At 68.2% G+C, this 13647-nt stretch carries 11 protein-coding genes; 4 read left to right on the forward strand and 7 right to left on the reverse strand.

Translation table 11 applies throughout. The annotated features are described in order from the left end of the window. Positions 1-51 precede the first annotated feature (51 nt). Positions 52-2022, forward strand: coding sequence for an ATP-dependent DNA helicase (locus tag ACOGJB_RS02135; RefSeq protein WP_419839186.1), 1971 nt, complete (start codon positions 52-54; stop codon positions 2020-2022). 11 nt (positions 2023-2033) lie between these two features. On the opposite strand, the gene era is transcribed toward ACOGJB_RS02135, so the two are convergent. The 5 genes from era to ACOGJB_RS02160 all read right to left on the reverse strand — a co-directional run bounded on the left by era (position 2034) and on the right by ACOGJB_RS02160 (position 6262). Continuing rightward, positions 2034-2915, reverse strand: a complete 882-nt coding sequence (era, locus tag ACOGJB_RS02140) for a GTPase Era (protein ID WP_419839187.1) — start codon at positions 2913-2915, stop codon at positions 2034-2036. Between the two features lie 13 nt (positions 2916-2928). Continuing rightward, a complete protein-coding gene (locus tag ACOGJB_RS02145) occupies positions 2929-4353 on the reverse strand; it encodes a transporter associated domain-containing protein (protein ID WP_419839188.1) in 1425 nt (474 codons plus the stop codon). Beyond that, a complete protein-coding gene (ybeY, locus tag ACOGJB_RS02150; RefSeq protein WP_419839189.1) occupies positions 4350-4961 on the reverse strand; it encodes an rRNA maturation RNase YbeY in 612 nt (203 codons plus the stop codon). Before ybeY ends, ACOGJB_RS02145 begins: the two co-directional genes overlap by 4 nt. Next, positions 4924-5886 carry a PhoH family protein gene (locus tag ACOGJB_RS02155; RefSeq protein WP_419839190.1) on the reverse strand — a complete coding sequence of 321 codons (963 nt, stop codon included), beginning with the start codon at positions 5884-5886 and terminating at the stop codon, positions 4924-4926. The genes ybeY and ACOGJB_RS02155 overlap by 38 nt, the downstream gene beginning before the upstream one ends. 157 nt (positions 5887-6043) lie before the next feature. Then, on the reverse strand, positions 6044-6262 hold the full coding sequence (locus tag ACOGJB_RS02160; protein WP_419839191.1) for a DUF3039 domain-containing protein: 219 nt from the start codon (positions 6260-6262) through the stop codon (positions 6044-6046). 91 nt (positions 6263-6353) lie between these two features. On the opposite strand from ACOGJB_RS02160, the gene hemH reads away from it, so the two are divergent. Beyond that, positions 6354-8741, forward strand: a complete 2388-nt coding sequence (gene hemH / locus ACOGJB_RS02165; protein WP_419839192.1) for a ferrochelatase — start codon at positions 6354-6356, stop codon at positions 8739-8741. On the opposite strand, the gene ACOGJB_RS02170 is transcribed toward hemH, so the two are convergent. Together ACOGJB_RS02170 and ACOGJB_RS02175 are read right to left on the reverse strand one after the other, a co-directional pair. Beyond that, complete coding sequence (locus ACOGJB_RS02170; protein WP_419839193.1) at positions 8738-8914, reverse strand: hypothetical protein; 177 nt, start codon at positions 8912-8914, stop codon at positions 8738-8740. The two genes, hemH and ACOGJB_RS02170, sit on opposite strands and share 4 nt — an antisense overlap. 54 nt (positions 8915-8968) lie before the next feature. Beyond that, complete coding sequence (locus ACOGJB_RS02175) at positions 8969-11824, reverse strand: vitamin B12-dependent ribonucleotide reductase (protein ID WP_419840660.1); 2856 nt, start codon at positions 11822-11824, stop codon at positions 8969-8971. 261 nt (positions 11825-12085) lie between these two features. On the opposite strand from ACOGJB_RS02175, the gene ACOGJB_RS02180 reads away from it, so the two are divergent. Then, entirely contained in the window at positions 12086-12814 is a 729-nt protein-coding gene (locus ACOGJB_RS02180; protein WP_419839194.1) for a dihydrofolate reductase family protein, read from the forward strand. 154 nt (positions 12815-12968) lie between these two features. Then, positions 12969-13625, forward strand: coding sequence for a transcriptional repressor LexA (gene lexA, locus ACOGJB_RS02185; RefSeq protein WP_419839195.1), 657 nt, complete (start codon positions 12969-12971; stop codon positions 13623-13625). Positions 13626-13647: the final 22 nt, after the last annotated feature.

Below are 13647 nucleotides of genomic sequence, written 5' to 3' on the forward strand. Positions count from 1 at the left end.
TTCGTCTCCTACGGTTGGGTCAGCCGGCAACCCCCGACCGTCAGGAGGCAGATGTCCGACGACCCCACTGCCGAGCCGTGGGACCTTTCCCCAGCTCCCGATTCGCCTGCGGCGCAGATCGCCGACGCCGCTGCGGCGCTCGACGAGGTCATCGCCGAGCTCCCTGGCGGCGGCGAGCAGCGAACCGGTCAGGCCGAGATGGCAGCCGCCGTGCACGAAGCAATCTGCGACGGGGGCACGCTGCTGTGCCAGGCGGGCACCGGCGTCGGCAAATCGCTCGCCTACCTGGTGCCCGCCGCACTCGCTGCGGCCGCGGGCAAGCGCGTCGTCATCGCCACTGCGACCTTGGCATTGCAGGATCAGCTCGTCAGCAAGGACCTCCCGCTCGTGGCCGCCGGCATGGCCGAGCGGTTCGGGCGCCCGGTGCGGTGGGAAGTCCTCAAGGGCCGCAACAACTACCTCTGCCGGCACCGCTTCGGCGAGCATGCGCAGCAGCACTTCGACCTCGCGGGCGGCCCCGCATCCCCCGCAGAACTGGCGCGCCAGCGTCAGCTCGCCGACATCGAGCAGTGGGTGCCCCGAACGCGTACCGGCGACCGTTCCGAGCTGACCGTTGCGCCCGACGCGCGGGTGTGGTCGTCGGTGTCGGTGAGCAGTACCGAGTGCATCGGCGCCGAGCGTTGCCCCCAAGGCCACCACTGTTTCGCCGAGGAGGCTCGTGCCCGCTCGGCGCGGGCCGGAATCGTCGTGACCAACCAGCACCTGTACTGCATCGACCTGTTCGGCGACGGCTACCTGTTCGGACCCCACGACGCGGTGGTGTTCGATGAAGCGCACCAACTCGAACCCGTGGTGACCCAGGTGGCGGGCATGGAACTCACCCCCGCAGGCTTCGTGCGGCTCGCCGCCGAGGCTCGGGCAGTCGGCGCAGGCGGCACCGCGGCCGATGCCGTGGCCGACGTGGCAGCACGCCTCGCCAGCGAACTCGAGCCGCTGCGCGATACCCGTCTGGGCGCGATCACCGGCGATTTGGCCAGCTTGCTCGAAGCAGCCGATGGGCGTGTCGAGCAGCTCGCGTCGGATCTGCGCCGCCCCACCGGCGATGATTCGCCAGACCTGGAACGGCTGCGCGTCAGCCGGCTGGCGGCCGAGTCGCTCACTGCGCTGCGGATGGCTGCCAGCCCGCCCGCCGGGACCGTCATCTTGGTGGAAGGGCGGGGACAGCTCCGCCTCGCACCGCTTGACGTGGGCGATCTGCTGGCCAGCCGTCTGTGGGGCCGCCAGGCATGCGTGCTCACCAGCGCGACGCTCGGCCCGCACTTTGTCCCGCGACTCGGTGTGCCCGCCGCTGATCACACCTATCTCTCGGTGGACAGCCCGTTCGACTACCCCTCCCATGCGCTGCTGTACTGCGCCCGCCACCTGCCGGCGCCGACCCAAGAGGCGTACCGCGCCGCAGCGACCGGGGAGTTGGCGGCACTGGTCTCGGCGGTGGGGGGCCGCACGCTCGCGCTCTTCACGAGCTGGCGCGCCCTGCATGACACCGCAGACGCACTTACCGAACAGGTCAGCGGCATCCGGGTGCTCCGTCAGGGGCGCGACCTGTCCAACACTGCGCTCCTCGAGGCGCTGGGCGACGACCCGGCGACCGTCGTCTGCGCAACGATGAGCTTCTGGCAGGGGGTGGACGTTGCCGGCCCGGCACTGTCCCTGCTGGCCATCGACCGACTGCCGTTCGCCCGCCCGAATGAACCGCTGGCCGCGGCGCGGCGCGAGGCGGCCGGCGACGACGCCTTCATGACCGTCGATGTGCCCAAAGCCGCGGACCTGCTGGCCCAGGGCGTGGGCCGGCTGATACGCACCACCACCGATCGCGGGGTGGTGGCGGTGCTCGACTCACGGCTCGCTACCGCCGGATACCGATCTCGCCTGCTCGACCCGCTCCCGCCCATGCGTCGCAGCGTGGACCAGGCCGAGGCGATCGAGTTTCTCGTTTCCATCCGGGAGCGGAATGTTTGCTGAGCCTGAAGACCTCAGCCGTGCGGGCCCGAGGGTGCTTCGGGCGCGAGCATCCGGGCGACGGCATCAGGGGTGCGCTGCCAGTCCGGCTCGACGCGAACTCGCAGCTCGAGGTACACGCCGTCGAGACCGAGCTCGCGGCGTGCTGCCGTCCCGACATCGCGGAGCATCCGTCCTCCCCGACCGATGACGATCCCTTTCTGGGAGGGCCGCTCCACGGCGATGTCGCAGCGGATACGATCCGGCTCCCAGTCGGTGACACGCACCGCAATGCTGTAGGGCAGCTCGTCGTCCAGCCGTGCCAGCAGCTGCTCGCGCACCGCCTCGGATATCCGCCACGCGTCGGGCAAGTCGGTGATGCTCTCGGGGGGGAAATAGGCCGGGCCTTCAGCCAGGCCGGCCGCGAGGTGGGTGACCAGCGCATCAGTGCCGTCGCCGGTGGTCCCCGAGACGGGAAAGTACGCGCCGGCATCGAATTCCGCTGCGGCAGCGAGCTGGGCCACCACCTGAGCTCTCGACGCCCGATCGCACTTCGTGACCGCAACGACGGTGGACGCACCCGCTGGCAGCGACTCCCAGATCAGTCGGTCGCCACGGCCCAGCGGGGCGGTTGCGTCGAGGACCATGCAGATCACGTCCACCGGCTCGAGGTCGGTGATGGCCGTGCGTGCGGTCTCGTTGAGCTGCTCGCCCAAGGACGTGACCGGTTTGGCGATGCCGGGCGTGTCGACGAAGACGATCTGCGCGTCCCGCAGGTGTCGCACACCCATGACGCGCAGACGTGTGGTCTGCGGCTTGGCGGAGGCGATGCTGACCTTGGCCCCGACGAGGCAATTCAACAGCGTGGACTTGCCCGCGTTGGGGCGCCCGACGAGGGTCACAAAGCCTGAGCGCATCGCTCCCCCAGAGCTACCCGGCACCCGGCGGGCCCGAACCGCCGGTCCCCGCACTGTGTGAGCCGGCACTGTCTGAGCCAGCACTGTGTGAGCCGGCACTGTCTGAGCCAGCACTGTGTGAGCCGGCACTGTGTGAGCCAGTACTGGGCCGGGCGCCGACGAGGTTGATGCGCCGGCCGGCCACCTCGAGCGCAGACAGGCACCAGCCGTCGAGTTCGGTGGTCTCTCCCGTTTCGGGCACGTGACCCATGCGGTCGAGCACCAGGCCGCCGACCGTGTCCCAGTCGCCGGCCGGCAACCGCAGCTCGAGCACCTCGGCCAGCCGTGACGCCGGCAGCCGGCCTGAGAACAGGAACGCATCGTCGCCGACGACCTGTATGAGCGCCTCGTCGGCGTCGTACTCGTCAGCGATCTCGCCGACGAGCTCTTCGATGATGTCCTCCAGCGTGACCAATCCGGCCACGCCGCCGTACTCGTCGACGGCGATGGCGAGGTGAGACTTGGACTCCTGCATCTCGCGCATCAGGTCGCTGACCCGTTTCGTCTCAGGCACGAACGTGGCCGGCCGCAGCACCTGCGCGCACGTGACCGACCCATCGGGAGGCGTGCCGTGCAGGTAGGCGGCGACGAGATCTTTCGCCAGCACGATTCCCCGCAGGTCGTCGACGCTGGCGGCGGTCACCGGCAAGCGGGTGAAGCCCGACGCGATGACCTGCTCCAGCGCATCGGCGACGCTGTCATCGAGACCGACGGTGACCATGTCGGGGCGGGGCACCATCACCTCGCGCACGATCGTGTCCCCGAGCTCCATGATCTGACCGATCAGCTCGGCCTCGCTGTCCTCGATCAGGCTGGCTTGCGCCGCAGCCGAGGCGAGCGCCACCAACTCGTCCTCGGTGACCTCGCCGCTGTCGCCCTGCGCTGCGGCAGGTCCGACCGCCCTCGCCGGGAACGCGAGCAGGCGCGCAACCCAGGCGAGCGGCCCTGTGCGGGCCAGTACACGAGCGACGGGCGCGAGCACCCGGGCCATCCGGTCGTTGGCCTCGACTCCCCAGCGCCGCGGCATCGCCTCGGTCACGCAGAACAGCACGCTCGCCGTCACGGCCATCGCGACGATGATGCCCGCCGGGCCCGTGCGGTTTGCGGCGATCCAGGTGACGCCGCCCACCAACGTCACCTGGGCCAGGACCCGCAGCAGCGAAACGGGACCCAGCACGATCTCGCGGTCTGCAACGAGCTGTTCCAGCGAGGCTTTGGTCGGCGCGCTCGCATGCCCGTTGTCGCTGTCGCCGTTATGGCGCTCACTGGCCCCGTTGGATTCGTCCAGCCCGGAGGCGCGGGCCCGTCCGAGGCGCACGAACGTCGCCTCGATCAATCGCAGGAACATGGCCGCCGCGAGCAGGATCGCTGCTGCGACGGCACCCAGCACCCAGTTCATGGACGGCTCCACAAGCTGTGCAAGTGTTCCGATTCGCGGGCGCGCATGGCCGCAGCCTCGTCGGGCTCCGCGTGATCCATGCCGAGCAAGTGCAGCACGCCGTGCACGACCAGCACATCGATTTCCGAGGTGATGCTGCCGTCGTGCCCTGGGCGCGATCGGGTTCCTGCTGGGGCGTTCGACGCCGCGACGGCTGGGCACACGATGACGTCACCTGCCAGTACGGGGCCGGCCCCCCGATCGCCGGGCGATTGCGCGCCTGACACGAGGTCCAGCGGGAACGCGAGCACATCGGTCGGCCCGTCGTGGCCCATGTGGGTCTCATTCAGCCGTGCCATCTCGTCGGAGCCGACGAACGTGACGGCGGTCTCGGAGCCCGGCGGCACCCCCTCGGCTTCCAGCACCTGGCACACGAGCACGCGATAACGCTCAGAGTCGATCTGCACATCGCTCTGGCGGTCAGCGATCAGCACGCTGTGCTCGCCGATGCCGGAGCCCTCGCGGCTGAGGTGCGCGCAGGCATCGGCCGGCGAGGGGCCGCTCGCTTCCGAGCGCCGCTGCGCGGCCGGTTCACTCGCCGCCGTTGCGCTGTGCGTCACGCCGGTCATATGCCGCCACGATGTCGCCGACGATGCGGTGGCGGGTGATGTCCCGCCGGCCGAGACGAGCGAAGGCCAGCCCCCCGATCCCGTCCAGCGCCTGTTCGACGTCGAGCAGGCCGCTCTTGCCGCCGGGCACGTCGATCTGGGTCCGGTCGCCGGTGACGACCACCTTGGAGCCGAACCCGATGCGGGTCAGGAACATCTTCATCTGCTCGGGTGTGGTGTTCTGCGCCTCGTCCAAGATGATGAAGCTGTCGTTGAGGGTGCGGCCGCGCATGAATGCCAGCGGCGCCACATCGATGGTCTTGCGTTCGAGCAGCTTGCCGGCAGTCTCCACATCGAGCATGTCGTACAGCGAGTCATACAGCGGAGCGAGGTACGGGTCGATCTTCGCCATCAGGTCCCCCGGCAAGAACCCGAGCCGCTCGCCCGCTTCGACTGCGGGGCGGGTGAGCACGATGCGCCGCACCGCCTTCGACATCAGCGCGTCGACAGCCAGCGCCACCGCGAGCCAGGTCTTGCCGGTGCCCGCAGGCCCGACTGCGAACGTGACGGTGTTGGAGCGCACGAGCTCCACGTAGCGCTTCTGGCCGGCGCTCTTGGCACGCACCACCCTGCCATTGGGAGCGCGCAGGATCGGGGCGGACAGCACGTCGCTGGGGCTCTCGTCGGCTTCGACCATGTCGATGACTCGGTCGAGCACCTCGGGCTCTATGCGCTGGCCGGCCTCGAGGACCTGCACCATCTCCTCAAAAACCTGACCGACGAGCGCCGCATTGGGGCCGGCGACAGTGATCTCGTTGCCGCGCACATGGATGTCGGCATCGGCGAAATGGTCTGCGACGAGCCGCAGGTGCTCATCGCGCTGGCCGAGCACGCCGACCATGAGATGGTTGCCCGGAACGTGAATCCGCACCTGGGTGTCCGCCATAGGGCTTAGGCGCCTGCGCTCGACGGCCCGGCGCGCTTGGCGGTGCTCACTGAGGTGGAGCTCCAAGGCGGCATTCGGAGGTGCCGACGGATGGTGCGGTCACGATGCAGCCAAGGCTAGCCCGCGACCGGGAAGGCGTATCAGCCAATTTCGCGGATCAGCTCCGCAGCCCGGCATAGATCTCCTTGCACGCCGGGCATACCGGGTAGCGCTCGCCGTCGTGGGTGGGCACCCACTTCTTGCCGCACAGCGCCACGACGGTTTCGCCACTGACCGCTGAGCGGGTCAGCGCAGTCTTGTCGACATAGTGCGAGAACCGATCGTGGTCGCCATCGGTCGTGCGGGTGTCGGGGCGCTCGATGACCTCAGTCTCCATACGGCCTTCACCGTACGGCAGTAATGTGCCCGTTCGCGTCGCAATCGCTGCAGCGGTGCGTTCGTGCGTCGAGGGGCAGCCCAGACCCAGTATGACCACGTCGTCTTCCCAGCCCGCAAATGGCCCGACGTCCGGCACGGCCGGCAGCCCCGGGCTGGATTCCGCCGCCGGGTGGGGAGTCGCTCTCTCTGCGTCGCTTGCCACCTTCGCCGTCTTCGGCGTCCAGTACAGCTTCGGCGTGGTACTCGCCTCGATCCGGGCCGAATTCGGCATCGGCACTGGCGTCACCTCGCTGCTCTTCGCCGTCTCAACGTTCATCTACTTCGTGCTCGGGGTGTTCACCGGGCGCCTCGGCGATCGTTACGGGCCCCGGCGAGTCCTGGTGGCAGGCGCCGTCGCCCTGGGAGCGGGACTGTGGGCGACCAGCGTGGCTCAGCAGTTATGGCTGGCAACGGTCACCTACGTGATCGGTGTGGGAATCGGCGTGGCGTGCGCGTATGTCCCGATGGTCTCGGTTGTCGGCGGGTGGTTCGAGCGGCACCGCACAGCAGCGCTCGGCGTGGCAGTTGCGGGCATCGGACTGGGTCAGCTCGTCGGGGCCCTGACGGCGGAATGGCTGGTCGAGCTCTCCGGCTGGCGGGACACCTTTCAAGTGCTGGCTGTCGTAGCGACGGCATTGCTGCTGCTGGCTGCGATCGGTGCTCGGCGACCTCCCAATCCGGCACCGCAGAGCGAGATGCCGTCGCTGCGCGGGCTCACGCGCAACCGGAGCTTCACGCTGCTGTACCTGTCCATGCTCCTGCTCAGCGCCAGCCTGTTCGTCCCCATCATCTTCATCAAGGACTACCTGGAGGACCTCGGCAAACCGGGAGGTCAATGGCTGATCGGCATCATCGGTCTGGCGTCGCTGCTCGGCCGGCTGGTGCTCGGCGCGCTCGGCACGATGCTGCCGCTCATGCGGCTCTACCAGTTCTCGTTCACGATCATGGGGCTGAGCTATCTGATCTGGCTCTTCGCCGGCGACAACTACGCGGTCTTGGTGATCTACACATTCGTGATGGGCGGCAGTTACGGCGGGTTCATCGCGCTGTCTCCGGCCGTGGCTGCGGAACTCTTCGGGCTTGCTGGACTCGGCGGCGTCCTGGGCGCGTTGTACACCGCCGCCGGAGTCGGCGGACTCGCCGGACCCCCACTCGCCGGCTTGCTGATCGACGGGGCCGGCTACCGAGCCACGATCGTGGCAGCGATGCTGGTCGCCCTGTGTTCGGTTCCCCTGCTGATCGCAGCCGGGCGCACGCGTGCCGTTGCGCTGGCGACTGTCGGCGGTGGTGAGGCCGCTGATCAGCCGGCGGCGGCTCGCGCACACGCCGAGCCCGTGCTCGTGGCCCAGCCGAGCGATGTGGCTCGAGCTGCGAGCGCCGGGCACAGCAGACCTGCGACGGTGCTGCACTTCCGAAGTGCCCCACGAGAGCGGACACTGGGGCCTGCAGCCATCGATTCGGTGCTGCTGCTGTCGTTCGGGGGACCTGATGGCCCCAATGACGTCAGGCCGTTTCTGCACAACGTGACCCGGGGGCGCGACGTTCCGCCAGAGCGGCTCGCCCAGGTTGAGGCGCAGTATCTGCGTCACGGCGGCGTGAGCCCGATCAACGAGCAGAATCGCGCCTTGCTGTCGGCGGTGTCTGGCGAGCTCGCTCGCCGGGGCACGCCGTTGGCGTGCTACTGGGGAAATCGCAACTGGCATCCGTACCTGCGAGACACGGTCGGCCAGATGGTCGGCGAGGTTCGCCGACACGCCGCCGTGATCGTGACCTCCGCGTTCAGCTCGTATTCGGGCTGCCGCCAGTACCACGAGGATCTCGCACGGGCAGCAAGCGAGGTGCCCGGCGCACCTCAGCTCTCGCGGGTGCGCGTCTACGGCAATCACCCCGGATTCGCCGGGGCTGTCGCCGAGCGCATCAGTGAGGCGCTCGACGGCGCACACCTTCGCAGCGACGTACACACCCTGTTCACCGCGCACAGCCTGCCCAGCCGGATGGCGGCAACGTGCGACTACGAGGCGCAACTCGCAGACGCCGCGGCGACCGTCGCCGACGTGGCGGGCCTTTCCGGCGAGATCGAGGTCGTCTACCAATCCCGCAGCGGTCCGCCGCATGTGCCGTGGCTGGGACCTGATGTCAACGACCGCCTCGCCCAGCTCGGCTCGCAAGGCTGCCGTGCCGTCCTCGTCGTCCCGCTGGGCTTCGTCTCGGACCACATGGAAGTGCTGGTCGACCTCGACAGCACCGCCCGTGCGACTGCGGCCCGTTCAGGCATCACCATGGTGCGTGCCCGCTCGGTCGGCACCCACCCGCTGTTCGTTGAGGCGCTGGCTGATCTCGTCGAGGAGACGGCAGGCTTGCGTGCTGATCGGCCGACCGTCGGTCGCCTCGTACCGCACCCGGACGCATGCGCACTTGGGTGCTGCCCGGCGAGCTAGTCTTGGCTCAGCAGCTTTCGGTTGATGTTCGCGACCTCGTCGATCAGCGCCGAGGTTTCGACTTTCGTGGTTCCCACGATCCGCTTGACGTCTCGAAGCTCGGCGTCCACCTGGTCGAATCGCCGGTCGATGTGGTCCCGGAGATCGCTGAGAGGGTCCGCGGCGTCGGCCATGTCCATGAGTATATGGACCGCACCACGGCCCTCAGCTCAGTTGATGACCGAGCCTCAGCCGCAGCCGCTGGTTGCGCCGCACGAGCGGCATGCAAAGCACGAACCCGCGCGCACCATGCGGTCGCCGCAGGTCATGCACAACGGCGCATCGGCGTACCCGTGCGTTTCCGTCCGGAACGACGGGGGGTCCAGAGCCGGCTCGGCCCCGATCGCGGTTTCGACTGATGCGCCCTCGAGTCCTGGCAGCGGCGGATCGGTGCGCTCGTCGACGCTGAGCACGCCGAGTTCGCTGCGCTGCGCGAACGACAGGTACTCGAGCGCCAATCGACGGAAGATGTAGTCGACGATGCTGGTGGCAATGCGCAGCTCGGGGTCGTCGGTGAGCCCCGCCGGCTCGAAACGCATATTGGTGAAGGCTTCGACGTAGGACCGCAGCGGAACCCCGTACTGCAAGCCGTGGCTGACCGAGATGGCGAAGGCGTCCATGATCCCCGCCAGCGTGGAGCCCTGTTTTGCCACGGTGAGGAAGATCTCTCCGGGCCGCCCGTCGTCGTACTCGCCCACGGTCATGTAGCCGTGGCAGTCGGTGACACGGAAGGAGAACGTGCGCGATTGGCGGCTGCGCGGCAACCGGCTGCGCGGCGGCATAGGCGCTCCCCGCAGCGCAGCGGTCGCAGACGCAGTGGCCCCCTCGGCCGATGCGAGAGTGTCTGATGCTGCGGGCCCGACCGACAGCGGCTGGCTCACTTTGCAGTTATCGCGATAGATCGCCACCGCTTTGAGACCGAGCCGCCACGACTCGACAATGAGGTCTTCGATGTCGCCGGCTGTTGCGGACTCGGAAAGGTTGACGGTCTTGGAGATGGCACCCGAGACAAAGGGCTGGCAGGCCGCCATCATCGCGATGTGACCTTGCGGCGAGATGGCATCGTCGCCGATCGAGCAGGCGAACACCGCTCGGTGGGCATCCAACAGGTGCGGTGCACCGGCAATCTGGCCCGTCTGCAAAATGTGCCCTTCGATGTCGGCGATCTCCCCGACGGAGTAGCCGAGCCGGCCGAGGGCCATCGGCACCGTTGAATTCACGATGCGCAGGTCGCCGCCGCCGACCAGCTTCTTGTGCTTCACGAGGCCCAGATCGGGCTCGATCCCGGTGGTATCGCAGTCCATCATGAACGAGATCGTCCCAGTGGGAGCGATCACGGTGGCTTGCGAGTTCCGGACGCCGCCGGCCTCGCAGCCGCTCACGGCGCGGTCCCATCGTGCACGCGCAGCGACGCGCAGATCCTCTGCCATCACAGCCAGACCCGTCGCCCCAGACTCCCCGGGTGCGGCGCTGTCGGAGCTCACGACGTGGCCAGGCGACTCGATGCCGCCGAGTGCGTCGCGATGCCTGCGCAGCACGCCGCACATTGCCTCGGCGTTCGCCTCGAAACCGTCGAAGGGCTCGAGCCGCTCAGCCATGTCTGCTGAGGTGGCATACGCCTCGCCGCACATGAGCGCAGTCAGCGATGCCGCGAGTGCCCGTGCGTGGGGCGAGTCGTAGGGCACGCCGGCTGCCATCAGCAGCGCTCCCAAATTCGTGAAGCCAAGGCCGAGCTGACGAAAGCTCCGAGACGTCTCGCCGATCAGCTCGGTTGGGTAGTCGGCATGGCTCACCAGCACGTCCTGCGCGATGAACGTGATCCGCACCGCTTGTCGGAAGCCCTCGATGTCGAAATCGCCGCCGCCCGCATCTGCACGGTCCGAGAAGAAAGACAGCAGATTGAGACTGGCCAGGTTGCAGGCGGAGTTGTCGAGGTGGACGTATTCGCTGCACGGGTTGCTGGCGCTGATGGGTCCGTGGGCCGGCGCGGTGTGCCAGTCGTTGATAGTGGTCGAGAAGTGCACGCCGGGATCGGCGCATTCCCAAGCCGCCTGAGCGATCTGGCCGAGCAGCTCCCGCGCGCGCATGGCCGAGGTGACCTCGCCACTCGTGCGTGCACGCAGCTCCCACGGACCGTCTGCGTCGACCGCCTCCATGAACCCGTCGGACAACCGGACCGAGTTGTTGGCGTTCTGGTACTGCACCGAGAACGAGTCGACACCGTCGAGATCCATGTCGAAACCTGCGGCGGCAAGTGCGCGCGCCTTGCGCTCCTCGCGCGCCTTGCACCACACGAATGCCTCGATGTCGGGGTGATCGGCATCGAGCAGCACCATCTTCGCGGCGCGCCGAGTCTTGCCGCCGCTGCGGATCGTGCCCGCCGAGGCGTCGGCACCGCGCATGAAGCTGACCGGGCCGCTCGCCGTCCCGCCGCCCGACAGCGGCTCGCACGAGGCCCGCAACGCCGACAGGTTCACGCCGGCCCCCGAGCCGCCCTTGAAGATACGACCCTCGGTGACGTACCAGTCGAGGATGGATTCCATCTCATCATCGACGGCGAGAATGAAGCACGCCGATGCCTGCTGCGGCACACCCTGCACGCCGATGTTGAACCACACCGGGCTGTTGAAGGCCACCCGCTGATGTGCCAGCAGCCATGACAGCTCCGCTTCGAACGTCGTGGCCTCTTGCGGCGAATCGAAGTAGCCGTCGCTGCGCGCCCAACGGGTGATCGTGCCTGCAACACGATCGATGACCTGGCGCAGCGAGTGCTCGCGTTCTGGCGTGCCGAGCGTGCCGCGGAAGTACTTCTGGGCAACGATGTTGACTGCCGTGGGACTCCAGTCGGCAGGAAACTCGACGTCGGGCTGCGAGAACGCGACCGATCCGTCGACCGCGTTCGTAATGGAAGCGTCGAAGCGTTCCCAACGCACGGTGTCGTAGGGGTGAGTGCCCTCAGCGGTGAAATGCCGGCGCAGACCGAGCGGCGCGCCGCCAGATCGACGCTCGGGGCTCTCGCCCTGTGCCCGCTGCGCCTCGGTCATCGTCACCTGCCGCCTACCTCCTGCACCAGTGTCGCGGACCGAACTCGACTCGCGCGAACGCGCATGCCGAGTCTTGTGGCCGCCAATGACAGACGCACGCTACGACGGCCCGCCTGTGGACGGGAAGTGGTGAACATCGGGGCTTTCATGGGGAAATTGCTGTGCACAACTGCCCAGTGCTGTGGACAGGTTCTCCACAGCCTGTGGATGACTGCCGTCACCCCGAACGCCCACTCGGCCCAACGGTGGCAGACTCGCCGCGTGGAGCGGCTGTACCCCTTGCCTGCGGGGACGATCGACGCAGCACAGGCCGCCGGCTCGACACGTGCGTCGCACGCTGAGCGTCCCTGGGTGATGCTCAACATGGTGGCGAGCATCGATGGCGCCGCGGCGATCGACGGACTGTCGGGCGGGCTGTCGAGCGAGCCAGACAAGGCGATGTTCGGGGCCCTGCGCGCGCAGGCCGACATCATCTTGGTCGGCGCGGGCACCGCAAATGCCGAGCGGTACCGCCCAGCGCGGCGATCTGGGACCCGCATCGCGGTGATCAGCGGTTCACTGAGCGTCGACCCAGAGCTGCCGCTGTTCAGCCCGCCACCGGATCCGGCGGCGACGCCGCTGCCCCTGGTGGTGACCACTGCGAGTGCGGATCCCGCAGCCGCGGCGCGGCTGGCGGGTCGCGCCGAACTCGTACGCACCGGCGGGGAGTCTGTGGATCTCGCGGAGTCGATGCGGCACTTGGGCTCGCTCGGGGCGCGCGTCGTGCTGTGCGAGGGCGGTCCGTCGCTGAATGCCAGCTTGCTGGCGGCTGATCTGGTGGACGAGGTGAATCTCACCCACGCACCCTTGGCTGTGGGAGCCGACGCTCCGCGCATCACCGCCGGGCCTGGGGGCCGTGTGCCGTCGGCAGCGCCACGCGCGTACTCATTGGCGCAGGTTGTCACCCACGACGGTGTGCTCTTCGTGCGCTGGACGCGCTCCAAGCACTGAGCTGCCGAACAAATGCGCGCTATATCGAACAGTTGTTGCTAGTGTAATGGCCGGAACGACAGTTCCGTCTCACCGCAGGCATCGTGAAGGCAGGTCGGACATGCGAGGTCGGACGAAGGTCCGGTATCGCGGGGTCCGAGAAGAAAGGTTGGCAATGAAGAACATCAGCTCAGCGGATCAGCGGGTCGCGCATCTCGGCGAGCGTCAACGCGCCATGCTCGAGTTCATCGACGAGATGCAGCGCGAGCGCGGCTACCCGCCATCGGTCCGCGAGATCGGCGAGCAAGTCAATCTGAGTTCTCCTGCAACGGTGCACCGCCACCTGCGATCGCTCGAGGCCGACGGATGGATCCGGCGCGATCCGTCACGTCCTCGGGCACTCATCGTCAACTTCGACTGGCAGACCGGCGTGAAGGGAGAGAGGCGACCCACCCGTCACGTGCCGCTCATCGGCGACGTCGCGGCGGGCACCGACGTGCTGGCCCAGCAGAACGTCGAAGAGCTGCTGCCGCTCCCCGCAGACTTCACCGGCAGCGGCGAGCTCTTCATGCTGCGGGTGCGAGGCGATTCGATGATCGATGCCGGCATCTGGGATCGCGACTACGTCGTGGCGCGTCACCAGCCCGAGGCAGAACCGGGCGACATCGTCGTTGCCGGAATCGACGGCGAGGAAGGCACCGTCAAGCGCTACCGGCGCTCCGACGGCCAGGTCATTCTCGAACCCGCCAACGCCGACCATCGCCCGATCATCCGCCCCACCAACGAAGTCACCATCTTCGGCAAGGTGGTGACGGTGATCCGTCGCTTGTAGCGGCGGACCATCGAACACGGCG

This window comes from Candidatus Poriferisodalis sp. (genome assembly GCF_965208895.1).
Taxonomy (GTDB): domain Bacteria; phylum Actinomycetota; class Acidimicrobiia; order Acidimicrobiales; family Poriferisodalaceae; genus Poriferisodalis.

Bases quoted from the DNA above. Each gene is read 5' to 3' on its own strand.
- era (WP_419839187.1), bottom strand. From the start codon at position 2,915: ATGCGCTCAGGCTTTGTGACCCTCGTCGGGCGCCCCAACGCGGGCAAG.
- ACOGJB_RS02160 (WP_419839191.1), bottom strand. From the start codon at position 6,262: ATGGAGACTGAGGTCATCGAGCGCCCCGACACCCGCACGACCGATGGC.
- lexA (WP_419839195.1), top strand. From the start codon at position 12,969: ATGAAGAACATCAGCTCAGCGGATCAGCGGGTCGCGCATCTCGGCGAG.
- ACOGJB_RS02155 (WP_419839190.1), bottom strand. From the start codon at position 5,886: ATGGCGGACACCCAGGTGCGGATTCACGTTCCGGGCAACCATCTCATG.
- ACOGJB_RS02135 (WP_419839186.1), top strand. From the start codon at position 52: ATGTCCGACGACCCCACTGCCGAGCCGTGGGACCTTTCCCCAGCTCCC.
- ACOGJB_RS02170 (WP_419839193.1), bottom strand. From the start codon at position 8,914: ATGGCCGACGCCGCGGACCCTCTCAGCGATCTCCGGGACCACATCGAC.
- ybeY (WP_419839189.1), bottom strand. From the start codon at position 4,961: ATGACCGGCGTGACGCACAGCGCAACGGCGGCGAGTGAACCGGCCGCG.
- hemH (WP_419839192.1), top strand. From the start codon at position 6,354: ATGACCACGTCGTCTTCCCAGCCCGCAAATGGCCCGACGTCCGGCACG.
- ACOGJB_RS02145 (WP_419839188.1), bottom strand. From the start codon at position 4,353: ATGAACTGGGTGCTGGGTGCCGTCGCAGCAGCGATCCTGCTCGCGGCG.
- ACOGJB_RS02175 (WP_419840660.1), bottom strand. From the start codon at position 11,824: ATGACCGAGGCGCAGCGGGCACAGGGCGAGAGCCCCGAGCGTCGATCT.